The 24,284-nt window shown below is 61.4% G+C and carries 20 protein-coding genes; 12 read left to right on the top strand and 8 right to left on the bottom strand.

The genetic code is table 11. The features are described from left to right. Window positions 1-7 precede the first annotated feature (7 nt). The 3 genes from AC1DV9_RS04025 to AC1DV9_RS04015 all read right to left on the bottom strand — a co-directional run bounded on the left by AC1DV9_RS04025 (window position 8) and on the right by AC1DV9_RS04015 (window position 3,373). Window positions 8-967 (bottom strand): ABC transporter substrate-binding protein, encoded by a 960-nt coding sequence (locus tag AC1DV9_RS04025; RefSeq protein WP_477942270.1) that lies wholly within the window; start codon window positions 965-967, stop codon window positions 8-10. Further along, window positions 960-2,069 carry an ABC transporter ATP-binding protein gene (locus AC1DV9_RS04020; protein WP_477946303.1) on the bottom strand — a complete coding sequence of 370 codons (1,110 nt, stop codon included), beginning with the start codon at window positions 2,067-2,069 and terminating at the stop codon, window positions 960-962. Before AC1DV9_RS04020 ends, AC1DV9_RS04025 begins: the two co-directional genes overlap by 8 nt. A gap of 125 nt (window positions 2,070-2,194) precedes the next feature. Next, entirely contained in the window at window positions 2,195-3,373 is a 1,179-nt protein-coding gene (locus AC1DV9_RS04015) for a DUF3095 domain-containing protein (RefSeq protein WP_477946301.1), read from the bottom strand. 125 nt (window positions 3,374-3,498) lie between these two features. Between AC1DV9_RS04015 and AC1DV9_RS04010 the strand changes: the two genes are divergently transcribed. Beyond that, a complete protein-coding gene (locus AC1DV9_RS04010; RefSeq protein WP_477942273.1) occupies window positions 3,499-3,978 on the top strand; it encodes a class I SAM-dependent methyltransferase in 480 nt (159 codons plus the stop codon). Between the two features lie 3 nt (window positions 3,979-3,981). Here the strand turns inward: AC1DV9_RS04010 and AC1DV9_RS04005 are convergent, their stop codons facing one another. Next, window positions 3,982-4,446 (bottom strand): Rrf2 family transcriptional regulator, encoded by a 465-nt coding sequence (locus tag AC1DV9_RS04005; protein WP_477942275.1) that lies wholly within the window; start codon window positions 4,444-4,446, stop codon window positions 3,982-3,984. 127 nt (window positions 4,447-4,573) lie between these two features. Here AC1DV9_RS04005 and AC1DV9_RS04000 point away from each other — a divergent pair, with 127 nt between their 5' ends. Beyond that, entirely contained in the window at window positions 4,574-5,479 is a 906-nt protein-coding gene (locus tag AC1DV9_RS04000; protein WP_477942276.1) for an NAD(P)/FAD-dependent oxidoreductase, read from the top strand. Here AC1DV9_RS04000 and AC1DV9_RS03995 read toward each other — a convergent pair. Further along, window positions 5,476-6,354, bottom strand: a complete 879-nt coding sequence (locus AC1DV9_RS03995) for an FkbM family methyltransferase (RefSeq protein WP_477942278.1) — start codon at window positions 6,352-6,354, stop codon at window positions 5,476-5,478. The two genes, AC1DV9_RS04000 and AC1DV9_RS03995, sit on opposite strands and share 4 nt — an antisense overlap. Further along, window positions 6,354-8,072 carry an adenylate/guanylate cyclase domain-containing protein gene (locus AC1DV9_RS03990; protein ID WP_112386653.1) on the bottom strand — a complete coding sequence of 573 codons (1,719 nt, stop codon included), beginning with the start codon at window positions 8,070-8,072 and terminating at the stop codon, window positions 6,354-6,356. Before AC1DV9_RS03990 ends, AC1DV9_RS03995 begins: the two co-directional genes overlap by 1 nt. A 193-nt stretch (window positions 8,073-8,265) precedes the next feature. Between AC1DV9_RS03990 and AC1DV9_RS03985 the strand changes: the two genes are divergently transcribed. Together AC1DV9_RS03985 and AC1DV9_RS03980 are read left to right on the top strand one after the other, a co-directional pair. Beyond that, window positions 8,266-9,354 carry a glycosyltransferase family 4 protein gene (locus AC1DV9_RS03985; RefSeq protein WP_477942509.1) on the top strand — a complete coding sequence of 363 codons (1,089 nt, stop codon included), beginning with the start codon at window positions 8,266-8,268 and terminating at the stop codon, window positions 9,352-9,354. After that, window positions 9,351-10,103, top strand: a complete 753-nt coding sequence (locus tag AC1DV9_RS03980; RefSeq protein WP_477942279.1) for a polysaccharide deacetylase family protein — start codon at window positions 9,351-9,353, stop codon at window positions 10,101-10,103. The genes AC1DV9_RS03985 and AC1DV9_RS03980 overlap by 4 nt, the downstream gene beginning before the upstream one ends. Here AC1DV9_RS03980 and AC1DV9_RS03975 read toward each other — a convergent pair. Beyond that, window positions 10,100-10,930: an MBL fold metallo-hydrolase gene (locus AC1DV9_RS03975; RefSeq protein ID WP_112598448.1), complete on the bottom strand. Its 831-nt coding sequence runs from the start codon at window positions 10,928-10,930 to the stop codon at window positions 10,100-10,102. The genes AC1DV9_RS03980 and AC1DV9_RS03975 overlap by 4 nt on opposite strands. A gap of 354 nt (window positions 10,931-11,284) precedes the next feature. Then, window positions 11,285-12,655: a nucleotide sugar dehydrogenase gene (locus AC1DV9_RS03970; protein ID WP_477942280.1), complete on the bottom strand. Its 1,371-nt coding sequence runs from the start codon at window positions 12,653-12,655 to the stop codon at window positions 11,285-11,287. A gap of 415 nt (window positions 12,656-13,070) precedes the next feature. On the opposite strand from AC1DV9_RS03970, the gene AC1DV9_RS03965 reads away from it, so the two are divergent. The 8 genes from AC1DV9_RS03965 to AC1DV9_RS03930 all read left to right on the top strand — a co-directional run bounded on the left by AC1DV9_RS03965 (window position 13,071) and on the right by AC1DV9_RS03930 (window position 24,222). Then, window positions 13,071-14,414 (top strand): adenylate/guanylate cyclase domain-containing protein, encoded by a 1,344-nt coding sequence (locus AC1DV9_RS03965; RefSeq protein ID WP_477946299.1) that lies wholly within the window; start codon window positions 13,071-13,073, stop codon window positions 14,412-14,414. Between the two features lie 144 nt (window positions 14,415-14,558). After that, window positions 14,559-16,457 (top strand): ABC transporter ATP-binding protein, encoded by a 1,899-nt coding sequence (locus tag AC1DV9_RS03960; RefSeq protein ID WP_477942282.1) that lies wholly within the window; start codon window positions 14,559-14,561, stop codon window positions 16,455-16,457. Then, window positions 16,451-18,364 carry an ABC transporter substrate-binding protein gene (locus tag AC1DV9_RS03955; protein WP_477942283.1) on the top strand — a complete coding sequence of 638 codons (1,914 nt, stop codon included), beginning with the start codon at window positions 16,451-16,453 and terminating at the stop codon, window positions 18,362-18,364. Before AC1DV9_RS03960 ends, AC1DV9_RS03955 begins: the two co-directional genes overlap by 7 nt. Window position 18,365: 1 nt before the next feature. Continuing rightward, window positions 18,366-19,364, top strand: coding sequence for an ABC transporter permease (locus AC1DV9_RS03950; protein WP_477946297.1), 999 nt, complete (start codon window positions 18,366-18,368; stop codon window positions 19,362-19,364). Beyond that, window positions 19,364-20,536: an ABC transporter permease gene (locus AC1DV9_RS03945; protein ID WP_162708505.1), complete on the top strand. Its 1,173-nt coding sequence runs from the start codon at window positions 19,364-19,366 to the stop codon at window positions 20,534-20,536. Before AC1DV9_RS03950 ends, AC1DV9_RS03945 begins: the two co-directional genes overlap by 1 nt. An 88-nt stretch (window positions 20,537-20,624) precedes the next feature. Beyond that, on the top strand, window positions 20,625-21,833 hold the full coding sequence (locus AC1DV9_RS03940) for a glycosyltransferase family protein (RefSeq protein WP_477942287.1): 1,209 nt from the start codon (window positions 20,625-20,627) through the stop codon (window positions 21,831-21,833). Between the two features lie 11 nt (window positions 21,834-21,844). Further along, window positions 21,845-23,092, top strand: coding sequence for a glycosyltransferase family 4 protein (locus AC1DV9_RS03935; protein WP_477942288.1), 1,248 nt, complete (start codon window positions 21,845-21,847; stop codon window positions 23,090-23,092). Then, on the top strand, window positions 23,089-24,222 hold the full coding sequence (locus tag AC1DV9_RS03930) for a glycosyltransferase family protein (protein ID WP_477946295.1): 1,134 nt from the start codon (window positions 23,089-23,091) through the stop codon (window positions 24,220-24,222). The genes AC1DV9_RS03935 and AC1DV9_RS03930 overlap by 4 nt, the downstream gene beginning before the upstream one ends. The last annotated feature ends 62 nt before the right edge of the window (window positions 24,223-24,284 follow it).

Below are 24,284 nucleotides of genomic sequence, written 5' to 3'. Positions count from 1 at the left end.
TCAGACCTTACTTGGCGCCGTAGAGTTCGGCGAAGGACTTCAGCGTTTCCTTGCGCTTGCCGTAGACGGCGGCCGTATCGTACTTCAGGAGCTTCAGATCGCCGATCAGCGGGCGGGCAGCCGGAATATCGGTGCGCGACGGCATCAGCATCTCACCGGCAACCAGCTTCTGGCCTTCGTCCGAGAGCATGTAGTCGATGAACTTCTTGGCGTCGTCCTGGTTCTTGGACCAGTTCATGATCATGGCTGGGCGCGGCGCGATGACGGTGCCCGAGGCCGGGAACACGACTTCGATATTCTCGCCCTTCTTCTGGGCGGCAAGCGCGATGTAATCGACTGCGCCGAAGACAACGGCCTTGGCACCCTGCAGAACCGGGTTGAGGGCATCGGCATTGGCACCGGCAATGATGGCGCCGTTGGCCTTCAGATCCTTGAAGAGCTTCCAGTCGTCCTGGCCGCCGAGAGCAGCGGTCAGCTCGAAGGACGAGCCAGACTGCGCCGGATCCGGAATGTTGACGAGGTCCTTGTATTCAGGCTTCGCGAGATCGGCCCATTCGGACGGCTTTGGCGTGCCGCTCTTCGAGTTCCAGACGATGCCGAGAGCCGAGATACCCTGCGCCACGGCGCCTTCCGACTTCAAGAAATCAGGCACCTTGGCAGCGTTCGGGCTGGCATAGTTGACGAGCCAGCCGCGTTTGGCAAAATCGTTTGCCGTATCCCAGGACGCCGAGATGACGACGTCGACGACCGGGTTTGCAGCTTCGGCTTCGATGCGGGCCATGACCTTGCCGGTCGTTGCCTGGAAAACATTGACCTTGACGCCCGTCTGGGCCGTGAAGCCAGCCGACAGCTTGTCGATCAGGCTCTGCGGGCCAGCGGTGTAAACGGTGACGTCGGCATGGGCGACGCCCGCCATAAGCGCGGCGGCAACCACGCCAAAAGTGACACTCTTCAAAGACTTAAACATTTTCTAGTCTCTCCTGTTTTGAATTATCGGCAGTCTGTTCAAAAAAGCGGATCCGCGTGGGATCGACGGCAAGGCCTATGCGTTCGCCGGGGCGCAGCTTGAGACGGCTGAGCACCTGCAGCTCGACGCCAGGCAACCCGGCGAGCGAAACCGTGGCCAGATGGCCGTCGCCGCGAAACTGCGAACGCAGCACTTCGGCGCTCAGACGATCGGGGGCGTCTCCAGATGCGGAAATCCCGGCGGTCGGGATCAGGATGCGGGCGCTGCGCGCCGCCGCCTCTTCGGCCGGCATCAACGCCACATCGCTGTCCTTGAAAAACCAGATCGCACCGCGGCGCTCGATATCGGCCAGACAGCCGAGCCGCAGGAAGTCGGCAACCTCAGGCGTCGCAGGGCGCTCGATCAGCATATCGGGTGAAGCAAGCTGCTCGATCAGCCCGCCGCGCATCACCGCAACGTGATCGGCAAGCGTCAGCGCCTCGCTGTGATCGTGGGTGACGTAGATCGCCGTCAGCCCCAATGTCGCAATCAGATCAGCAAGCTCACCGACCATGTTTTCGCGCAGCTCGCGATCGAGGTTCGAAAGCGGCTCATCGAAAAGGATCAGCTGCGGCTCGGCAACGATGGCACGGGCGATCGCCACGCGCTGCTGCTGGCCGCCGGAAAGATCGCTCGGACGGCGGTCGGCAAAGGCTGCAAGCCCGACCTTGTCCAGCGCCCGCATCGTCCGCTCCCGGCGCTCGGCCTTTCCGACGCCGCGCATTTCAAGCGGAAACGAGACATTGCCGCCAACCGTCAGATGTGGCCAGAGCGCATAATCTTGGAAGACCATGCCCAGCCCGCGGCGCTCCGGAGGCACGAAGGTGCCCTCGCCTGCAACGCGCTGCCCGGTAATGGCGATATGGCCCCTCGTCGGCGCCAGCAGGCCGGCGACAAGCCTGAGCAGCGTGGTCTTGCCGCAGCCTGATGGGCCAAGCAGCGCCAGTGTCTCACCCTTGCGAAGAGAGATGTCGATCCCCTTGAGGATGCGCGTCTGCCCATAGCTCAATTCGAGCCCGGCCGCGGAAACGGCGGTATTCGACGGAATTGCGGGGGCGTTCATGGGGAACCGGATGTCGCTTCAGAAATTACGGCGACATTTAGGCAGGCCGGATGACAGCTTTGCGACAGTTCGATTTCAGTTTCATGACAATGGGTTGACGCGCTCTTGGACGCGAGGTCCGGTGGTCAGCGATCCAGCAATTCGATCGGTCCCAATGTCTTGCCCGATATCTTGCTGGCGGCGACCGCATAGCCGCCGCTGGCGCCGTCGATGAAATGGATGTGGTCGCGCGACATCGGCGTCGGCACGAAACAGGTCATCAGCGCCGAATCCTGCCGGTGCAGGCCGTAACGGGCGATCCCCTTGCTCTGCGCCTCCTTGAGCAGGGCTTCGATCCGCTCGAACCGCGCGCTATCGACATCGATCGTCATTTTCAGTCCGTCGTCGAATTTGCGGAAATCGGAATTTCCGGCGACGTCGCGCTTGTATTGATGCGCGTCGAACCTGCCGAAGGGGATGCCCAGCTTGAAGAAAATCACGGTCAGTGCCAGCTGCAGCATGATGAACAGTTTTTGGCGCCATTGCCTGCCAGCCGCCGCGGTTGCCTTGGCCTCGCGCTCGATGCCCTTCCTCGAGAAAGACAGGTCCGGGCCGTCTGCAGGCACTGGATGGCCGCCGCGGCCTTGTTCCGACGAGATGGCGACGATGGCGGTGACCAGCGACTGGAACTCCGGACCGGAGCCCGCTTCACCGGGAACGGCGATGATCGAGACGATTTCCCCGTTCTCGGCCTCGATCGGGTTCCAGCGGCAGGAGAGACCGGCCAAATCCGGCCGGGTGCCCGCGGGGGCTGCGGCAACGCCGTAGCGTCCCGATTTCATCTGCTTTTCGGCCCAACTGTTGCCCCCGCCGGCAAACATGGCGTAGGTCACGTAGGGGCTTGCCGAATAGCGGGCAACGCGCACATCCAGCCCTTCCTTGCGGATATCGGCAACGGGAACGATCGCGGTCCGCAGGTCGAGGCCGAGGTCTTCCCTCACCCAGACCTGGACTGCGGCAAGGGCCGCGCGGGCAGCATCCTCATGCGATGCAGGCAGGGCGATCATCGCGCCATCGCCGCCGAAGACGAAGGGAAAATCACCTTTTCCGACAGCGTTCAGCACGGCGGAAATCACCGAGGCGCCCGCCATGTTGACGTCCTTGTAGCGCCCGTCACCGATCGCCTTGGTGGAGCCGACGATGTCGGCCAGCGCCAGGATCCATCCCTCGGGCAGGGGGCGGTAATTGCCAGTATCGGCCACACCCTTGAACTCGGCAAAGACCGGCACGGAAGCAAAGAACTTATCGTTGGAAGCGGCGCTCATGATCCGACCTTATCACAGACAGTTGTAGCGGCGGCAACGCCATTTCAGGAGTTACGGCAATCGACTTCGCACAGTTTCGTGTGATAGCACCGCAAGATAAAAATGAATGACGGACAAGGACATAGATGAGCCGCCTCGACAGCTTCATCCGCCGCCTGACGGCTCAGCGCGATATCTTGAATTCGATCGTCGGTCTGGTCGGGCCGCTTGAGGGTCCGGTCATCGAATTCGGTCTCGGCAACGGGCGAACTTACGACCATCTGCGCGAGATTTTCGCCGGCCGCCGCATCATCGCCTTCGACCGCGAGGTCCGCTCCTATTCCGCCTCGACGCCGCCCGCCGAAGATATGGTGACCGGCGATATCCGCGAGACGGGGCAGCGTTTTCTCGGCGTCAACGCGGCGCTTGCGCATGCCGATATCGGCACCGGTCACGACGATATCGATGCCGTGACCCTGACCTGGCTGCCGCAGCTGATGGCCGGCGTTCTGCGCTCCGGCGGCATTGCCGTCTCCGGCCTGCCGCTCGACCGGCCGGAGCTTGAACCCCTGCCGCTGCCTGACGGCATCAAATCCGGGCGTTATTTCCTCTACCGCCGTACATAGCGTTCAGTCGCTGCAGATCTCCGGCATCGGGCCGGACGCGCCGAGCTTCGCATAGCGGCGCTCGAATTCGCCGGCGAGATCGCCAAGCGTCACCGCTTTCAGCCGGGAGAGGATCAGCGCCTCGGCCTCCCGCAAGGTATCGCCGACGGCATTGTTGACCGCCTGCTCGACCAGACATTCCGGATGATCGGATGCCGGGCCGATGGCGAACAGCTCTGGCTCGCCGATCGCCTGGTAGACATCGAGCAGGGCGATCTCGGCCAGTGGCTTGACCAGCGTCCAGCCGCCGTGATGGCCCTTTTCCGAGCGCACATATCCCTGATCCCTGAGCCCCGCCATGGTGCGGCGGACGACAACAGGATTGGTGCTCAGCATCCCGGCGATCATTTCGGATGTCACCGGTTTCTGATGCCGGTCCATGTGGATCAGCACATGCAGCATGCGGGACAGGCGGCTGTCACTTCTCATCGTGATCCTCGTAAGCGTCTGCTCCGCACTATCCCATGCCATTCGTAACAACACAAGTGACGTAAGGCTTGACGGGCCATATCACGTAACTTATGTAGGTGCGTGAAATACGAAAAGGAGCGACATCATGCATTACGAGGCAATCGTCATCGGCGGCAATTTTTCAGGGCTCTCCGCCGCCATGCAGCTTGCCCGTGCCCGCCGCCGCATCCTGCTGATCGATGCCGGGCGTCCGCGCAATCGCTTCGCCGAGGCATCGCACGGGTTTCTCGGCCAGGACGGCGTGGCCCCGGTTGCGATCATGCAGGAAGGCAAGCGTCAGCTTTCCGCCTATCCGACGGTAAGCTTCGCCGATGGGGAAGCGACCGCGGCCGAAAAGACCGGTGGCGGATTCAATGTGGCGCTGGCGGATGGACGGCAGTTCAGCGCCGACCGGTTGCTGCTGGCGACAGGCGTCAAGGATACGCTGCCGGATATTCCGGGCCTTGCAGAGCGTTGGGGCCGCTCGGCGCTTCATTGCCCTTATTGCCACGGATACGAGGTGCGCGACCGTGCGCTCGGCGTGCTCGGCAGCCACCCCTTCTCGATCCACGCAGCGCTGCTGATCCCGGATTGGGGTCCGGCCACCTATTTCTCGCAGGGGCTCGTCGAGCCTGATCAGGAGCAGCTGGCGCAACTGGCGGCCCGTCAGGTTCGCGTCGAAAGCAGCCCGATCGTCGAATTCCTCGGCACCGCGCCGGATCTCGAGGCTGTCAGGCTTGAGGATGGCCGTGTCCTGCCGCTCTCAGCGATCTTCGTCGCGCCCAAAGTATCGATGGCCACCCCGCTTGCCGAACAGCTCGGCTGCGAATTCGATGATGCACCGCTTGGCCCTGTCATTCGTCTCGATGAGCGCAAGGAAACCACAGTGAAAGGCGTCTATGCCGCAGGCGACGCGACGAACCCGATGCACAACGCCACACTGGCCTCAGCCTCCGGCGTGCTTGCCGGCGTCCATTGCCACCAGTCGCTGGCGCTGGGTATGGCGCATTAGGGTAGAAACAGCACGTCGTACTGATCGATCCCGCCGGGCATCTCGCGCACTTTCATCTGCTGCTCGCCCTCCTCGAAAAACACGAGGCAGTTCTCGTAGAAGGAGGCCAGGGTGGCGATGAAATCGCGGGTCTGTTCCGGGCCGTAAAAAAGCGGCGTGAACTCCATGTAGAGGGGCACGCGCCGCTTCATCAGCTCGGTCATCGAGCGGCAGGCGACGGGCTCGTATCCCTCGATATCCATCCAGACCAGACCGACGGCGCTCTGTTCGAGGCCGAGATCGCCAAGGATTGCCGCGACCGGGCGGACGGGAACGCTGATCCTGGTATCGGACGGGCTCTGCCTGATCGCGCTGCTCTTGCCGTGATTGGCGGCATTCATGAAGAAGTCGATCTCACCTGCCGTCTCTCCTGCGGCGCAATTGACCGGTGTGACGATCCCGTCCAGCCGGTTCTGGCGGATATTCGTCTGCAGCAGGGGAAAGTTGCGCGGATCCGGCTCGACGCTGACGATGCGGGAATAGGCGCCGCTCAGCGCGAAATAGACGGTCTGCGTGCCGATATTGCCGCCGAGTTCCAGCAGCACGCTGTCCTTGCGCGATAGGCCGCGCTCCCGGAGCACGGCCAGCAGCCGGTCGACATGATCACGATCGAAATGCCCCTTCCGGAAGACCTTGCGGCCGATATAGTCGGATGGCGAAAAGGTCATGCGGTGGTCTCCGGCATCGACGGTCATCGTCAGCACTCGCGGTCCGATGCTTTCGATCAAAAGACGGCGGCCGAAGCGGGTATCGAAGAAGCGGGCAGCGGCGGCATTGCGCATCTTGCGGAGCCGCTTCATCCAGTATTTCTGCGTCAGCAGCGCATTGGCGGCCATCAGGCTTTTCCTTGCAGCGGCAGCGCCGCCTTGTCCTTGGGAATCACGAAGACCTTCAGCGGCAGCGCCCGGCCGCGGACGTTGATCTCGTGGCTCTCGATACCCGTCATGTCGGCGCCGGCGCGCTCGGCAACCGGTTCGGAAATGACGATCGCCGCGTCGAATTCCTTGGCGGCATGTTCCAGGCGGCTGGCGACGTTGACGGTATCGCCGACGGCGGTCAGGCTGCGGACGCGGCCGTATCCCATCGTACCGACGACCGCCGGACCGGTGTGGATGCCGATAGCGATCTGCAGCGGGATCGACAGCTCCTCGGCCAGCTCATGGCCAAGCTTCTCGATCTCTTCGGCGATGGTCGCTGCCGCCTTCAGCGCCTGCCTGCAGCCCTCTTCCGGCGAGGTGTTGATGCCGAACAGAGCCATGGCGCCGTCGCCGATGAACTTGTCGACACGGCCGCCGGCCTGCTCGACAGCCTTGCCGACCAGCGCGAAATAGCGGTTCAACAGGAAGACGATATCGAAGGGAAGACGGGGCTCCGTCAGCGCCGTGAAATTGCGCATGTCGCAGAAGAGTACCGCGATATCTCGCTCGCGGCCGGGGCTCGTTTCCTGCGTGTTGGCAGGTAGAGTCGCCTCCGTTGCCGGGATCAGCAGCGGCACGACGGTCAGGTCATGGTTCGGCCGCAGCTGGCAGGCAAGCCGGACATCCGGGGCGGCATTGATCCGCCGGAGCGTCGTCTGTTCCATCTTGTCGGGTGGCGGCAGGCTCTCGTAGTCGCTGAGGATCTGGACGCGGCAAGTGGAACACTGCCCCTTGCCGCCGCAGACAGAGTAATGCGGCAAGCCGCCAAGACGGCTCGCCTCCAGCACGGTGAAGCCGCGCGGCACATGGATCGTCTCGCCAGCCGGGTAGTGGACAGCAATCTGATCGGTGGCTTCCTTCCATTTGCGCAGGCTGCGGGCGAGGACGACCGAGAGCAGCGCCAGCGAAAAGCTGCTGTAGAGACCGGCGCGGATCAAGGCGATCTGCCTTTGCGCTTCCGGGTCGGAATAGTAGCGGCGGTTCAGGTTCTGCAGATAATGGCCGGTATCGACGAGACCCTCATAGGCAGGCTCGGCGATCGTCCGGCCCATTTCGGCGAAGCCGAGAAGGGCGAGCACTGGAAGCAGGATTGCCAAAGCCAGAAGCAACGGCGAAAAAGCCTGATACCACGGGCGATAGCGCAGCCAGAAATGCAGGCCGATGCATCCGTGAGTCCAGACGACGACGACCGCAAGCGCCTGGCGCACACCCGAACTCGGCGAATTGATCCACAACAGACTGACGATCGTTTCGTAGTTGTCGGAGTAGTGAAACAGCTCGTGGACGATGCGCGTGCCGATCACATGGTCCATGATGATCAACGGGATGGCCAGGCCGAGAGCGATCTGCGCCAGCTCACCCTTCGGCATAACGAGGCTGCGCCGGATATAAAGCGAGCGCAGCGCCAGCGTCATGTGGGTGAGGATGGCGCCATAAAGAGCAACCGTCCCGACCGGGTTGCGCCACAGCATCATGAACAGCCGGCGGCCATCCTCGGCGGCTCCGACCGAAATCAGCCCGAGCGCATGGTTCGACAGATGCAGCGTCACGAACAGGAACATGATCAGCCCGGCGCCCAGCCGGGCACGCCGGATGTTCCGCTCCGTGAAAATGCTTGTGTCTGCGACGGCGGCCATTCATTCCCGTTCTTGAAGATCGAATCTCTTATGCAATAGAGATGTTCGAAGAGAAGCGGAATGCCGTCTTCTTCAACTGCGATCACATTCTATATGTTTATCAGCAACTCTTAAGGAAGCGGACCATAGCGCAGAATTTCGCCGCGGGCTGGATCGGGAATTGGAAACGCTCTGTCTCGGCGAGCGCTCGGTGATGAAGATTGCCTTTTACGCGCCGTTGAAGTCTCCCGGTCATCCGGTCCCCTCCGGCGACCGGCTGATGGGCAGGCTTCTGATGCGCGCGCTCGATCTGGCAGGCCATGAGGTCGAACTCGTCTCCAGCTTCCGGAATTTCGCCGCAACACCGGAGGCCGCAGCGCTCCTGGAAGAGGGCCGCCAGAGCGAATTGCAGTGGCTGCGGGCAGAGTTTGCTGCCGGCGCTAAGCCGGACCTCTGGTTTTGCTACCACCCCTATTACAAATCGCCGGATCCGTTCGGTCCCGTCCTTTGCGGTGAACTCGACATTCCCTATGTGACGGTCGAGGCATCCTATTCGCCGAAGCGTGATCAAGGCCCCTGGCAGCCGTCCCAGGCGCTGGTCGCCAGCGCTATCCGGCAGGCGGCGGTTAACATCGCGATGACGGCGCGGGACCGCGCCGGTGTCGAGCGGGCGATTCCCGAGGCACGCATGGCCTCGATCCAGCCATTCATCGATCCGGTGCTCTATGCAGAGCCCGGCACGGTTGCCGATCCAACGCAGTTGATCGCGGTTGCGATGATGCGCCCGGGCGACAAGATGCAAAGCTATGCGATGCTTGCTGCCGCCTTGCATCAGATCCGCGATACGGCCTGGACACTGGCGATCGCCGGTGACGGTCCTGAAAGGCATGCTGCCGAAGCGCTGTTTGCCGGTTTCGAACCCGGACGCGTCGAATGGTGCGGTGAGCGCAGCCCGGAAGATATTGCCGCGCTGCTGAAGCAGTCTGCGATATATGTCTGGCCGGGTTGCGGTGAGGCCTATGGCCTGGCCTATCTGGAGGCGCAGGCCGCCGGGCTTCCCGCCGTCGCCCAGGATACCGCGGGTGTCCCGGCGGTGATCGGCAACGGCTCCACCGGCGTATTGACACCTGAAGGCGACGTGGCGGCCTATGCTGGCGCAATCCGTGAGCTGCTGGAGCGCCCGGAGAAACAGCGTAAGATGGGGGCCGAAGCGCGCCGGTTCGTTCTCGAAGAGCGGTCGATCGCCACCGCGGCAGCGGCCCTCGACGATATCTTGAAGACCTATGCAGGAGTGAAGCGATGAGCGGCAATATGGCCTGGGAACCCCTTCGCGGCGAGTTGGCGCGGTGGACTGCCGCGGGTCGCACCGCGGCCTTCTGGTGGCGCGATGACGATGCGATCGAACCGACCGACGCGCTCGACAGACTGCTAGGCCTCGCCAATCGCTATGACGTCCCTCTGACGCTTGCCGTTGTGCCGGCGAAGACCGGACCGGCGCTGTCGCGGCGTCTGGCCAACGAGAAGAATGCAGCCGTCGCAGTTCATGGCTGGGCGCATCAAAATCACGCCCCGGCGGAGGAGAAGAAGCAGGAGCTTGGCAGCCATCGCCTGGCCGAGGCGGTGCTTGGCGAGCTCTATCACGGCTTCCTCAATCTGAAGCAGCTTCACGAGACGTCTTTCGTGCCGATGCTGGTGCCGCCCTGGAACCGGATCGACGATGCGCTGATCCCGAAGCTTTCCGCACTCGGCTTCGAGAGCCTTTCCACCTATGGACAAGCCGCGCCGGATCAGCCGATCGGCATCCTGAACACCCATGTCGATATCATGGATTGGCATGGTACCCGCGGCGGGCGGCCGGAAGAAGAGCTGATTGCAGAACTGGTCGCCGAGCTGCAAAGCCGCTTCGAGGGCAGCGACGAGCCGATCGGTCTTCTGACGCACCATCTCGTCCATGACGCCGCAGCCTGGAATTTCTGCGATGCGCTGTTCAGGGAGACAGCCGGGATCAAGGCGGTCGCCTGGACGCCCGCCGCCAGCTTGCTCAAGACCTAGATATCGATAACCTGATTGTCGCGGGCGGCAAAGGATGCCGGGAAAGCGGCCTGCGCCTCACGCTCCATCTGGCCGAGCTGCTGGTCGGTACGCGACGGGGCGTGATGGAAAAGCGCGAATTGCTTCGTGCCCGCCATCTTGGCCAACTCGACGCCGTGCTGCCAGGTCGAGTGACCGAAGCCCTTGAAGCGCTGCATCTCGTCTTCGTTGTAGGTGCAGTCGTAGATCGCCAGATCGGCGTCCTTCATCATCTCCAGCGACACCGGATCGTAAGAACCCGGGATGTGCTCGATATCGAAGATCAGCGCAACGGACCGGCCACCCCATTCGATACGGTAGCCAATGGCGCCGCCCGGATGGTTCAGCATGTAGGTCTTGATCTTGATGCCGTCGCGCGGCGACAGGACTTCGCCGGCGTGGAAATCGCGGAAATCCATCGTTGCCTGGCAGATGTCGGTCTTCACCGGGAACCAGGGCGGACTGATGAACTGGTTGACCATCTCCTTGGTGGTCATCTTTCCGTCCAGATGTCCTGACCAGATGTTCAGGTGGATCGACGGGTAATAGATGGCCTTGAAGAAGGGCAGACCGATGATGTGGTCATAGTGGCAGTGGCTGAAAAATAGATCGACGTCGCTGACGCTCTCGTTGAGCATCGCGAGCCCGGCTTCGCGCAGGCCGGAGCCAGCGTCGAAAATCATACGGTGGGCGCCGCAACGGATTTCGATGCACGTGGTGTTGCCACCATAGTGATCGAACTCGGGTCCCGAAACCGGGATGCTGCCCCGGACGCCCCAAAACTTAACCTGAAATAGTTCTTTGCTCATTCTTTCGTCGATCGGACGTTCCCGTGGATGCGATCGTAACCACAAACTGATCTGGTTGCGAAGAGCACCATGCTACGGACATGCCGTTTCCTTACCAATCCGCCTACCGCTACAGGCAGAACAAGTAGATTTTCCTAAGCAAGCGGTTTTCGCCTTGGATTGCAACTGGATATGGTTTGTTTTCGGTAAACGGAAGCGGCCGGGCCTGCAAATGGCGGAGAACGGATCCGTGTTTCCTGACATTAGATGGGTTCTAATGTCGCAAATTGCAAATTGGCGCCTAATGCGAGCTTCGTCTACACCGGACTGGTCTCGGCGCCGGAAAGAATAGGCACCGGGCCAAGCATCCTGCGATCACGCCTTGATGATGTGATCGCCAGCCAGGCCGAGGCGCGCGAATACATTGCGTGTATCGACGATCAGAGGCGCGCTCTCAGCCAGCACGCCGTAGTCAACCGCGTCGTGATCGGTGGCGATAAGAACCACATCATAGTCCGCAAGCGTCTCGGTGCTGATCTCAACGGACTTACGGCCCTTCAGCGCCTGGTATTCGCGCGTCGGCGGGATTTCGGCCACGAAAGGATCGCTGTAGTCGGCCTTGCCGCCGCGCTCCTCGATGATCTCGATCAGCCTGAGCGACGGGCTCTCGCGAATATCGGCGACGTTCTTCTTGTAGGCGAGACCGATCACCAGCACCTTGCTGCGGCTCAGCGCCTTGCCGGCGCGGATATCGAGCGCCTCGGCAAGCTTTCCGACCACATAGCGCGGCATTGCGGAATTGATCTCGCCCGCCAACTCGATGAAACGGGTCGGAAGCTCGTATTCGCGGGATTTCCAGGTCAGATAGAAGGGGTCGATCGGAATGCAGTGCCCGCCGAGACCGGGACCGGGATAGAACGGCATATAGCCGAACGGCTTGGTCTTGGCGGCGTCGATCACTTCCCAGACGTCGATACCCATGGCTGCGTAAACGGTCTTCAGTTCATTGACGAGCGCGATATTGACCGAGCGGAAGATGTTCTCCGTCAGCTTGACGGCTTCAGCGGTCGCATTCGACGAGACAGGGACGACTGTCGAGACGGCCGCCCCGTAGAAGCTCTTCATCAGCTCCAGCGCATCCGGCCCGTCACCCGCGACGACTTTGGGAATGGTCGCCGTGTTGTAATGCTGGTTGCCGGGGTCTTCGCGCTCCGGAGAAAAGCCGATGAAGAAATCGGCGCCCGACTTCAAACCGGTCTTTTCGAGGATTACTTTGACGACGTCGTCGGTTGTCCCCGGATAGGTGGTCGATTCCAGCACGACCAGCTGGCCCGGTCGCAGGTGTTCGGCAATGGCGCGCGACGTCGCCTCGACATAGGAAAGATCCGGATCCCGGTGCTTGGTCAGGGGCGTCGGCACGCAGATGACGATGACATCGCAGGCTTTCAGCCCGGCAAAATCGGTGGTTGCCGAAAAGCGGTGTGCCTCGATCTCAGCGGCGAGAGCCACATCGGTCACCGCATCGATGTAGGATTTCCGCGCATCAAGCGCGACGATCTTCTTCGGATCGATGTCGAAACCGGTGACCGGAAAGCCGCTGCGGGCGATCGCCATCGCGAGCGGCAGGCCGACATAGCCGAGGCCGATGATGCCGGCGCGGGCGGTGCGATCGCTGATCTTTGCGGAAAGGGCGGCTGATGTCTGTGAGGTGGCCAAGACGGGGTCTCTTCTGACGAGGAAAGTCATGGGTGAGATAATGCAAGATCGCAATGATTTAAACCCGCCTTCTGCCTGACAGGATGGTGAAGCGGTCGTGATCGGCGTCGCCCGATACAAGCCGTAATCGCAACGCACCTCTTTTGCACTGTGGCCGAAAAGACTCGCTGGCCGCAGACATCGAAACCGGAGGCAGAAAATTATCCGGATACCATTGTTTCGAACCCGCCAAATGCCTATTTAAATGAGATAATGAACCACCAGAAAGGACACCCGTCCTCGCTCTTTTCGGGCTCTGACAGGTAGGTTTGCCGGGTCTTCGGCAGATCGTTGACACAATAATACCGCTCGTCCATCTTGACCCCCGCCCTGCGCGTGACCGCGCTGCAGGCAGGTTTTTCGTCGCTTTCAGGAACGGACGTGCTTGATGAGGATAATACCAAAAATGAGCACGATCGAATCCAGCGTGTCCTCCATTCTTCTGGACCGCGTCGCCGAATGGCTGACCAATTCTTCGCTGGCCGGGGATGATCTGGAGAATATCGTTCGCGGTTTCTGCGAGCGCATCGCCGCTGCCGGTCTGCCGATCGCCCGCGTTCACCTGACCTTTTCCATGCTGCATCCGCTTTATGATGCGCTGAGCTTCACCTGGCGGCGCTCGAGTGGCGTCACGATCGAGGGCTACCGGCATTCGGCAGGCGCCAAGCCGGATCGTTTCCTGCAGAGCCCCTATTACTACCTGCTCGACAACAACCTGCAGCATATCCGCCGCCGGATGAGCCAGGAAGGACCGGCAGAATTCCCGATCTTCGACGACCTCCGCAAGGAGAAGATCACCGACTATCTCGCTTTCGTGCAGCCGTTCGGCGATGGCTCGGTCCAGGGCATGATGGGCTCGTGGTCGACGGATGCGCATTCCGGCTTTTCCGACGACATGATCGAAGCGCTGCTGCGCATGCAGAATCATCTGGCGGTCGCGGCCAAGATGGCGGTGCTCGGCAAGCTCGCCAACAACATGCTGACCACCTATCTCGGCGGCGATGCCGGCAAGCGGGTGCTGAACGGCCAAATTCGCCGCGGCGACGGCGAGACGATCCGTGCGGCCCTCGTCATGGGTGACATGCGGCAATCGACGATGTTCGCCGAAAAGGAAGGCCGCCAGGCCTATATCGATACGCTGAACGAGTTCTTCGACGCGATCGCTGCACCCTTCAACCGCAATGGCGGCGAGATCCTGAGCTTCCTCGGCGACGGCTTTCTCGCCGTCTATCCGTGCGGCCGCCACAAGGACCCCTCGAAAATTGCTGCACAGGCAGCACTATCGGCCGTCCATCAGGCACAGTCGCGTGTTGCCGAGCTTAACAATGAGCGCGCCGGAAAAAACATGAGCCCGGTGCGCTACGGCATCGGGCTGCATATCGGCAACGTCATGTTCGGCAATGTCGGCCTCAAGGACCGGTTGACGTTCTCGGCCTTCGGTTCGGCCGTCAACGAAGTCCAGCGCCTGCAGTCGCTGACCAAGAAGTATAATCGCGAGGTCGTCGCCAGCCAGGTCTTCGCCGGCTATTGCGGCGGCGAATGGACGACGCTCGGCGAGGAAAAGCTGCGCGGCATCCGCCAGAAAGTCACCGTGCTGCAGCCGCGCATCACGCCCCCGCCGCTCGCCGATGGCGGAACCTTCCAGGACGTCGCCCAGAATGGCCTGTCCGAAGCCGAACAGGTGATCCTGCTGCATCGTGACGCGAAGAAGCAGGAGAAGCGTCCGATGGTTGAAAGGTTCGTTCAGTAAGCGGCACTCAAAGAGGCCGATTTTTGCTTGAATATCAGCGCTAAAGCGCCAAATTCTCCAAAGCTGTCATAAACTGGACACCCCGCTTACGGTAGGCTAGTGTGCCTTAACGGGAACAGAATAAGACTGGGGAATATCATTGGTATGGCGTCCGCGTCCGACTTGTTGCGTATCGAGAATCTCGACGTCTCATTCTCGGTTTTCGGGGACAAGCTGCGTGTCGTAAAAGACGCCGGGCTACGTATCCTACCGGGTAAGGTCACCGCACTTGTCGGTGAATCCGGCTCCGGAAAATCCGTCATCAGTCAATCGATCATGGGCATTCTACCGACGCCGGCCAAGGCGACGGGCAAAATCCTGTTCACCGATCCCCTCGACGGCAAGACCACCGATATTCTGCAATATGGCCGCGACAGCGAGCAGATGCGCGATCTGCGCGGCAAGCGCATGGCGACGATCTTTCAGGAGCCTATGACCTCGCTTTCACCGCTCCATACGGTTGGGAACCAGATCAGCGAGTCGCTGCTGATCCACACCGACGCCGACAAGAAGGAAGCGCGCGAGAAGACCGAGGAGATGCTTGGCCTCGTCGGCTTCGCCAATCCGAAACGCACCTACGACATGTACTCGTTCGAGCTTTCTGGCGGCATGCGCCAGCGCGCGATGATCGCCATGGCGCTGATCTGCCGGCCGGCGCTGCTGATAGCCGACGAACCGACGACGGCGCTCGACGTGACGATCCAGGCGCAGATCTTGGAACTCCTGCGCGACCTGCAGCACAAGCTCGGTATGGCGATGCTCTTGATCACCCACGATCTCGGCGTCGTCGCCAACATGGCCGACGAAGTGGTCGTCATCTATCATGGCGAGATCATGGAAGCCGGGCCGGTCAAGGAAATCTTCCGCAACCCGCAGCATCCCTATCTCAAGGGCCTGATGGCCGCGGTCCCGCATTTCGACATGAAGCCCGGCGAACGGCTGAAGGCGCTACGCGACGTGCCGGTCAATCTCGAATCGCTGATCGGCAAGAAGAAGTCGTCCGTCGATCACGACGCGCCGAAGGTGCTGCTGTCGGTCAACAATCTCTCGAAAACCTATGCGATCCGCAAGCGCGGCCTTTTCGGCCAGGGCGAAAAATCCGTGCTGCGCGCCGTCGATGACGTCAGCTTCGACATCAGGCGCGGCGAGTGCCTGGGTCTCGTCGGCGAATCCGGATGCGGCAAGACCACCGTCAGCAAGATCCTGATGCGGGCGATCACACCGGATAGCGGTTCGGTGATCTTCAACGACGGCAAGGAAGTCATCGACGTTCTGACCGTCAAGGGCGACGAGCTGCAGGAGCTGCGCACCAAGATCCAGATGGTGTTTCAGGATCCGGTCTCATCACTCTCACCGCGCATGACGGTGCGCAATATTCTCAGCGAGCCGCTCGAGATTCACGACCGCGGCGACAGCGAGGAGCGCAAGCGTAAGGTCGAAGCGCTGATGGGCGCCATCGGCCTCGACCGCCGCTATCTGAGCCGCTATCCGCACAGTTTTTCCGGCGGCCAGCGCCAGCGCATCGGTATCGCCCGTGCGCTTGCGCTCGGTCCCAAGCTCGTCATTCTCGACGAGCCGGTTTCGGCGCTCGACGTCTCGGTTCAGGCGCAGATTCTCAACCTCTTGAAGGACCTGCAGAAGGAACTCGGGCTGACCTACCTGTTCATCTCGCATAATCTCGCAGTGGTGGACTATATGGCCGACCGCATCGCCGTCATGTGCAAGGGGCGCATCGTCGAGATCGCACCGCGCGAAATCATCCTGCGCGATCCGGTTCATCCCTACACCAAGTCTCTGCTGGCCGCCGTCCCCTTCCCCGATCTCGACCGGCCGCTCGATTTCGAAGCGTTGCGCAAAAATGGTGCTGCCGACAAGCAGAACTGGGGCCTGACCTTCACCGCCGAGCATGACGACGCTTCCGAGCTTGCCTATGCCGATCTCGGCGAAGGCCATTTCGTGCGCGCCCGAAAGGGTGCCGACGTCAAGGAGCTGCGCGCATGGTAACGCGTCGCACCTTCCTCGGCGGCATGATCGGCGCAACGGTTGCGCCTACCCTTGTCCGCGCCGCATCCGATGACCGCGACATCGAGCCGGAATTCCTGCGCGACCAGCTGCGCGCCGATGCCATTCCGCCCATGGCGCAGCGGCTGCCGAAGCATCCGCGCATCATCAACATGAAGGAAGCGGGCCTGGCGCCTGGCACCTATGGCGGCCAGGTCAAGACCATCATCGGCGGCCCGCGCGACGTGCGCTACATGACCGTCTATGGCTATTCGAGGCTGATCGGTTACGACAAGCACCTGCAGTTCCAGCCGGACATTCTCGGCGGCTACACGACAGAAGACGATCGCATCTTCACCTTCCACCTTCGCGAAGATCACAAGTGGTCGGATGGCAAGCCGTTTACGGTCGATGACTTCCGCTACTGGTGGGAGGATGTCATCCTCAACAAGGAAGCGACCCCGGGTGGCGGTGCGCTGGAGTTGCGTCCGCACGGCGACCTGCCGAAGTTCGAGGTGCTCGACGACCTCATCGTTCGCTACACCTGGGAAAAGCCGAACCCAAGCTTCCTGCCGGCACTCGCCGGTCCGCTGCCGCTCGTCATCTTCGGGCCGGCGCATTACCTGAAACAGTTCCACAAGAAGTATCAGGACGATTTCCGCCTATCGGCGCTGATGAAGGAAAACCGGGTCAAGAAGTGGGCCGACCTGCACATCAAGATGTCGCGCGCCTCGCGTCCCGAGAACCCTGATCTGCCGACACTCGATCCCTGGAAGGTCATGACCAAGCCGCCGGCCGATCAGTTCATCTTCGACCGCAACGCCTTTTTCCACCGTGTCGATGAGAACGGCGTGCAGCTGCCCTATATCGACCGCTTCATCCTGAATGTCAGCTCGTCGTCGATCATCGCCGCCAAGGCGGGCGCGGGCGAATCCGACCTGCAGGCAACCGGCATCGATTTCAACGACTATACCTTCCTGAAGGAAGCCGAGCAGCGCTTCCCGGTGAAGGTCAATCTCTGGAAGCAGGCCCGCGGCTCGCGCGTTGCGCTGCTGCCGAACCTCAACTGCGCCGACGAGGTCTGGCGCAAGCTGTTCCGCGACGTTCGCTTCCGCCGGGCGCTGTCGCTGGCGATCGACCGCCACGAGATCAATATGGTGGCGTTTTATGGGCTTGGCACGCCGAGCGCCGATACCGTTTTGCCCGACAGCCCGCTCTTCAAGCAGGAATATGCCGACGCCTTCATCCAGCATAATGTCGATCAGGCGAACAAGCTGCTCGACGAACTCGGCCTGACCAATCGCGACGAAGAGGATATCCGCCTTCTGCCGGACGGGCGGCGTGCCGAGATCACCGTCGAGACGCCCGGCGAAAGCACGCTCGACACCGATGTGCTGGAACTCGTGCGCGATCACTTCCGCACGATCGGCATCGCGCTCTACACCCGTACCTCGCAGCGTGACATCTTCAGAAGCCGCGCGATGAGCGGCTCGATCATGATGGCGATCTGGTTCGGCATCGAGAACGGCGTGCCGACCGCCGACATGGCGCCGGTACAGCTTGCACCGACCGTAGACGATCAGTTGCAATGGCCGATCTGGGGCATGTACTACCTCTCGGCCGGCCAGGAAGGCAGTGCGCCTGATATCCCCGAGGTCGTGCAGCTCGTCGATCTGCTGAACCAGTGGGGAGCGACCGCCGACTTCAAGAAACGGGAGGAGATCTGGCACGAGATGCTGGCGCTCTATACCCAGCAGGTCTTCTCGATCGGCCTGATCAACGGTGCGCTGCAGCCGATCCTGATCTCGAAGAAGATGCAGAACGTTCCGGAACGGGCGCTCTACGGCTTCGACCCGACCTCCTTCCTCGGCATCTACATGCCTGACGCATTCTGGCTGAAGGAGGCGTGAGATGCTGAGATATATCCTCTGGCGCATCGCCGCCATGGTGCCGACGCTGTTCGTGATCTCGGCTCTCGTCTTCACCATCATCGAGCTGCCGCCGGGCGACTTCTTCGAAAGCCAGATCGCCGAGCTGCGCGCCCAGGGCGAAGCCGCCAACCTTCAGGAGATCGAAGAACTCCGGAAGCAGTACGGTTTCGACAAGCCAGAGGTCGTCCGCTATTTCTACTGGGTCGGCGGCATGCTGCACGGCGATTTCGGCTACTCGTTCGAATATCAGCTACCAGTCTCTGATGTCGTCGGCGACCGGTTGTGGTTGACGATCCTCGTCTCCTTCACCACCATCCTCGTCACCTGGCTGATCGCCTTCCCGATCGGCATCTATTCGGCCACCCATCAGTATAGCTGGGGCGACTACGGACTGACCTTCTTCGGTCTGCTCGGCATCGCCATCCCGAATTTCATGCTGGCGCTGATCCTGATGTATTTCGCCAATGTCTGGTTCGGCCTCTCCATCGGCCATCTCATGGACCAGCAATATCTGAACGAGCCGATGAGCTGGGAGAAGGCAAAGTCGATTCTGGCGCATCTCTGGATCCCGGTGATCATCGTCGGCACCGCGGGAACAGCGGGCATGATCCGCCGCCTGCGCGCCAATCTGCTCGACGAGATGCAGAAGCAATATGTAACGACGGCGCGTGCCAAAGGCCTGCACCCGACCCGGGCGCTGATCAAATACCCGCTGCGCATGGCACTCAACTTCTTCGTTGCCGATATCGGCTCGATCCTGCCGTCGATCATCTCGGGCGCCGAGATCGTCGCTATCGTGCTGTCGCTCGAAACGACCGGGCCGATGCTGGTCAAGGCGCTGCAGAGCCAGGACATGTACCTGGCCGGTTCGTTCCTGATGTTCCTCGCCTTCCTGAACGTTATCGGCGTGCTGATCTCGGATATCGCTCTCGGCTTCCTCGATCCCCGCATCCGCTTGCAAGGCAGGAGCACCAAATAATGTCGCCCTTGCCGCCACCAGGCGCCCCCCTGGAGCACTTTGTCTCGACCACGCCGTTCGATCCGCAGGCGCAGGAGACGATGACCTCTGCGCAGTCGCGCATTCATCTCGCGTCGCAGAAGCAGCTGATGTGGTGGAAGTTCAAGCAGCACCGCCTGGCGCTGATTTCCGGCATCTTCCTCGCACTAGTCTATTTCGCGATCCTGATCGTCGAATTCCTGGCGCCCTACGGCCTGCATAGCCGCAATGTCGACTACATCCATTCGCCGCCGCAGCGGGTACATTTCTTCGACAAGGGCGAGTTCATCGGTCCCTTCGTCTATGGCCGCTCGATGCGGCTCGATATCGACACGCTGCGACGCATTTACACCGAGAAACCCGATGACATTCAGCCGATCCGCTTCTTCTGCAGCGGCGATGCCTATCGTTTCTGGGGTCTGTTCGAATCCAGACGGCACCTCGTCTGCCCGGCCGAAGGCGGCCAGATGTATCTGCTCGGCACCGACCGTCTCGGCCGCGACGTGCTGTCGCGTATCCTCTACGGCGCACGCATCTCGCTGACCATCGGCCTCATCGGCATTACCATCAGCTTCGTGCTCGGCATCGTCATCGGCGGTCTCGCCGGCTATCGCGGCGGCGTCTTCGACCTGCTCGTCCAGCGCATGATCGAGGTGCTGCAATCGCTGCCGAGCTTGCCGCTCTGGATGGCGCTTGCCGCCATCATGCCGGTGACCTGGAGCCCGATCGTTATCTATTTCGGCATCACCGTAATCCTCGGTATCATCGACTGGACCGGGCTGGCACGTGCCGTCAGATCCAAGCTTCTGGCGCTTCGCGAAGAAGATTATGTGCAGGCCGCACAGTTGATGGGCGCCAGCACGCCGCGCATCATCGGCCGCCATCTGGTCCCCGGTTTTATGTCGCATCTCATTGCTTCTGCAACGATTTCCATCCCCGGAATGATCCTTGGCGAAACGGCGCTGTCCTTCCTCGGCCTTGGCCTTCGGCCACCGATCACCAGCTGGGGGATCTTGCTCACCGAAGCGAAAAGCGTCAGTGTCATCGCTTTCTACCCGTGGCTTCTGTTCCCGATAATTCCGGTGGTTCTTGTCATTCTTGCCTTCAACTTTCTGGGAGACGGGTTGCGCGATGCCGCAGATCCCTACAAATAACAACAAGCCCAGCGGATCATCGGCCCGCTGTCTCTTGGCCTCCGGCAAACGGGGGTGAACTATGTCATTCGCCCCAGAGGTACTCTCCATGGCCAGACGTGTTGAAGATGCACGTATCCTCATGTACAGCCACGACACGTTCGGTCTCGGCCATCTGCGCCGCTGTAGAACGATCGCCCATGCGCTGGTCGAAGACTATCGCGGCCTCAACATCCTGATCATCTCGGGCGCCACGATCGCCGGCGCCTTCGATTACCGAGCTCGCGTCGATTTCGTGAAGATCCCGAGCGTGATCAAACTGCGCAACGGCGAATATACGTCGATGGCGAGCCATATCGATCTGCAGGATACGCTGAAGATGCGCGAATCCAGCATTCGCCATACCGCCGAGACCTTCCAGCCCGACATCTTCATCGTCGACAAGGAGCCCATGGGTCTGAAGGGTGAAGTCGAGGATACGCTCGCCTATCTGAAAGCGCGCGGCACGACGCTGGTACTTGGTCTGCGCGAGATCATGGATGCGCCGCACCTGCTCGATGCCGAGTGGAAGCGTAACGGCATCATGCAGAAGATCGACCAGTATTACGACAGTGTCTGGGTCTATGGCCCGCCGGACTTCTACGATCCGCTGGTCGGCCTCGATGTTCCCGCCAATGTCCGACGCAAGATGGATTTCGTCGGCTTCCTGCAGCGCAGCGTTTCGAAGAGCAAGAAGTCGGTGAACACGCCGAAGGAAAAATACATTCTCGTCACGACGGGCGGCGGCGGCGACGGCTCCGATCTCGTCCATGACGTGATGAACGCCTACGAGCAGGATCCGACCCTTCAATTGAAGGCGCTGGTCGTGCTCGGCCCCTATATGCCGGCCGCTGAGCGCACGAAGCTCGTAAAGAAGGGCGAAAAGATCCCGTCCATCGAGGTCATCGAATTCGACAATCACATGGAAGAACTGATCGAGGGAGCAACGGGCGTGGTCGCCATGGGCGGCTACAATACCTATTGCGAGATCCTCTCCTTCGACAAGCCGGCGCTGATCGTGCCGCGCGTCAAGCCGCGTGAGGAGCAGTTGCTGCGGGCACAGCGCGCCAGCGAACTCGGCCTCGTCGATATGCTGCTGCCGGATCAGTCCGCCAATCCTGCCATTATGGCCGAAGCCCTGAAGCAGCTGCCATACCGCCAGCCGCCGTCGCAGAGCGGCTGTACCATGCGGCTTGAAGGGCTCGATCACATCTCGCAGACCGTTGGCCGCTGGCTCGACAATCGCGGCCGTCATCTCTCCCTCGTCGGCGCAGAGTGAAGACACCGACCTTGCCAGAGCGCCGGAAGATCCTCGTCGTCCTGAAAGGCTATCCACGCCTTTCGGAAACATTCATTGCCCAGGAGCTGCTTGGCCTCGAAAAGGCCGACTTCGACCTGACATTGATTTCCATGCGCCGCCCGACCGACAAGAAGCGGCATCCTGTTCATGACGAGATCAAGGCGCGCGTCGTCTATCTGCCGGAATATCTGCACGAGGAACCGCTTCGCGTCCTGAAGGGCTTTTTCGCCGGCTTTGGCAGGAAGGGGTTCGGAGCGCTGATGAAGCGCTTTTTCACCGACCTGCCGCGCGACATTTCCCGCAATCGCTTCCGCAGGCTTGGCCAGGCGCTGGTTCTCGCGCGTGAATGGCCTGATAACGGCCAGTGGCTGCATGCGCATTTCATCCATACGCCGGCCTCGGTAACGGAATATGCCAGCATTCTGACCGGCGTCCCGTGGACGGTTTCCGCCCATGCCAAGGACATCTGGACCTCGCCGGATTGGGAGCTGAACGAGAAGCTTTCGAGCGCCCGCTGGGCGGTGACCTGCACCCGAACCGGTTATGAACACATGCGGACACTGACCAGCCGTCCGGATGCGGTGCATCTCAGCTATCACGGGCTCGATCTTGCCCGTTTCGGCCATTTTTCCGGCGAGCGGTCGAAGCGTGACGGATCGGCCACCAGCGACCCGGTCTTCCTGCTCAGCGTCGGTCGCGCCGTCGAGAAGAAGGGTTACGACATCCTGCTCAATGCGCTGGCCCTGCTGCCGAAAGATCTGGCCTGGCGCCTCGAGCACATCGGCGGCGGCGACGAGCTTGCGAAGCTCAAGGCACTTGCCAGCGCTCTTGGTCTTTCTGAGCGCATCGTCTGGAAGGGCGCGCTCGCGCAGGAAGATGTTCTCGATCACTACAGACGGGCCGATCTCTTCGTGCTCGCCTGCCGGATAGCCGCCAATGGCGATCGTGACGGGCTGCCGAACGTGCTCGTCGAAGCATCGAGCCAACGGCTCGCTTGCCTCTCCACCAATATCTCGGGCGTGCCGGAACTGCTGGCGGACGACGAGAACGGCCTTGTCGTGCCTCCTGACAACCCGAAAGCGCTGGCCGTGGCGCTCGAGCGGGCGATCAGCGATCCGGCGCTACGCCACCGTCTCGGGGATGCCGCCGAGCAGCGGGTCCGGGCGCATTTCGACTATCATTCCAGCATCGCGCAGCTGACGCAGCTTTTTGAAGCCGAGTGGCAGAAGACCCCATGAGCGCCAAGCGAGCCTTCTTCTACGTTCAGCACCTGCTTGGCATCGGCCATATCGCCCGCGCGAGCCGGATCGCCAATGCCATGGCCAACGATGGCTTCGACGTCACCGTCGTCACTGGCGGCCTGCCGGTTCCGGGGTTTCCGGCCGAGGGACTGAAGACGATCGCACTTCCGCCTGTAGTCGCCAGCAATGCCGGTTTTTCCGGTCTTGCCGACGCAGACGGCAATCCGGCCACCGAAGCATTTTTGGCTTCTCGCCGCGACATGCTGCTTTCGGCATTTCGCGAGACCACGCCGGATGCAGTCATCATCGAAGCCTTTCCCTTCGGCCGCCGGCAAATGCGCTTTGAATTGCTGCCGCTGCTCGATGCGATCGCTTCGGTCAATCCGCGGCCAAAGCTCTTCAGCTCGGTGCGCGACATCCTGCAGGAAAACCGGAAACCCGGCCGCGACGAAGAAACGGTCAAGCTCGTCAAGGATCACTTCGATGCCGTTCTCGTTCACGGCGACCCTGACTTCGTGCGGCTGGAAGACACTTTTCCGCTGACTGCTGATATTGCCGATAAGGTGCGCTATACCGGCCTTGTCGCCCCACCCCCCGCCTCCGATCCGACAGAACGCTTCGATATCATCGCGTCAGCAGGCGGCGGCGCTGTCGGCCTGGATTTGATCCGCGCGGCCCGCGATGCTGCATCCTCGCTCCCCGTGTCCTATCGCTGGCTTCTGATTTCGGGCCCGATTCTTCCCGAACGGGATTTCGCAATGCTCCAGCACGAAGCCCCGGCAAACGTGACGCTGGTGCGGTTCCGCAAGGATTTCCCATCTCTGCTGAAGGGCGCCAAGGTGTCGATCTCGCAAGCCGGCTACAATACTGTCGGCGATCTTCTGCGCACCGATTGCCGGGCGATCCTGATCCCCTTCGTTGCCGGTGGCGAAACGGAACAGACCGTGCGCGCCGAACGGCTGAAGGCGATGGGTCTGGCCAGCATTCTTCCGGAGACCGGGCTGACAGCTGAGCATCTCGCAAGTGCCGTCTCCGAAGCCCTTGCGCGCGCGCCCCGGCAGGCCGCCGCGCTGGACCTTGCGGGCGCTGAAACCACAGCGGCGATCATTCGCTCAATGCTCGGCTGAATTGCTCACACTTTATGAAAGTCCTGTGATATAAACGGATTTCCGGCAGAATCGGCAGTTCG

It is taken from the genome of Rhizobium sp. 01L410 (genome assembly GCF_056400165.1).
The sequence above is the reverse complement of the archived record's forward strand: the minus strand, read 5'-3'. Positions and strand labels throughout refer to the sequence as shown.

What these genes read in the sequence shown, in the direction of transcription:
- AC1DV9_RS03960 (WP_477942282.1), top strand. Translation starts at nt 14,559, where the DNA reads ATGGCGTCCGCGTCCGACTTGTTGCGTATCGAGAATCTCGACGTCTCA.
- AC1DV9_RS03965 (WP_477946299.1), top strand. Translation starts at nt 13,071, where the DNA reads ATGAGCACGATCGAATCCAGCGTGTCCTCCATTCTTCTGGACCGCGTC.
- AC1DV9_RS03970 (WP_477942280.1), bottom strand. Translation starts at nt 12,655, where the DNA reads ATGACTTTCCTCGTCAGAAGAGACCCCGTCTTGGCCACCTCACAGACA.
- AC1DV9_RS03945 (WP_162708505.1), top strand. Translation starts at nt 19,364, where the DNA reads ATGTCGCCCTTGCCGCCACCAGGCGCCCCCCTGGAGCACTTTGTCTCG.
- AC1DV9_RS03940 (WP_477942287.1), top strand. Translation starts at nt 20,625, where the DNA reads ATGGCCAGACGTGTTGAAGATGCACGTATCCTCATGTACAGCCACGAC.
- AC1DV9_RS03955 (WP_477942283.1), top strand. Translation starts at nt 16,451, where the DNA reads ATGGTAACGCGTCGCACCTTCCTCGGCGGCATGATCGGCGCAACGGTT.
- AC1DV9_RS04010 (WP_477942273.1), top strand. Translation starts at nt 3,499, where the DNA reads ATGAGCCGCCTCGACAGCTTCATCCGCCGCCTGACGGCTCAGCGCGAT.
- AC1DV9_RS03950 (WP_477946297.1), top strand. Translation starts at nt 18,366, where the DNA reads ATGCTGAGATATATCCTCTGGCGCATCGCCGCCATGGTGCCGACGCTG.
- AC1DV9_RS03980 (WP_477942279.1), top strand. Translation starts at nt 9,351, where the DNA reads ATGAGCGGCAATATGGCCTGGGAACCCCTTCGCGGCGAGTTGGCGCGG.
- AC1DV9_RS03975 (WP_112598448.1), bottom strand. Translation starts at nt 10,930, where the DNA reads ATGAGCAAAGAACTATTTCAGGTTAAGTTTTGGGGCGTCCGGGGCAGC.
- AC1DV9_RS04000 (WP_477942276.1), top strand. Translation starts at nt 4,574, where the DNA reads ATGCATTACGAGGCAATCGTCATCGGCGGCAATTTTTCAGGGCTCTCC.
- AC1DV9_RS03985 (WP_477942509.1), top strand. Translation starts at nt 8,266, where the DNA reads ATGAAGATTGCCTTTTACGCGCCGTTGAAGTCTCCCGGTCATCCGGTC.
- AC1DV9_RS04005 (WP_477942275.1), bottom strand. Translation starts at nt 4,446, where the DNA reads ATGAGAAGTGACAGCCGCCTGTCCCGCATGCTGCATGTGCTGATCCAC.
- AC1DV9_RS03930 (WP_477946295.1), top strand. Translation starts at nt 23,089, where the DNA reads ATGAGCGCCAAGCGAGCCTTCTTCTACGTTCAGCACCTGCTTGGCATC.
- AC1DV9_RS03990 (WP_112386653.1), bottom strand. Translation starts at nt 8,072, where the DNA reads ATGGCCGCCGTCGCAGACACAAGCATTTTCACGGAGCGGAACATCCGG.
- AC1DV9_RS04020 (WP_477946303.1), bottom strand. Translation starts at nt 2,069, where the DNA reads ATGAACGCCCCCGCAATTCCGTCGAATACCGCCGTTTCCGCGGCCGGG.
- AC1DV9_RS04025 (WP_477942270.1), bottom strand. Translation starts at nt 967, where the DNA reads ATGTTTAAGTCTTTGAAGAGTGTCACTTTTGGCGTGGTTGCCGCCGCG.
- AC1DV9_RS03995 (WP_477942278.1), bottom strand. Translation starts at nt 6,354, where the DNA reads ATGGCCGCCAATGCGCTGCTGACGCAGAAATACTGGATGAAGCGGCTC.
- AC1DV9_RS04015 (WP_477946301.1), bottom strand. Translation starts at nt 3,373, where the DNA reads ATGAGCGCCGCTTCCAACGATAAGTTCTTTGCTTCCGTGCCGGTCTTT.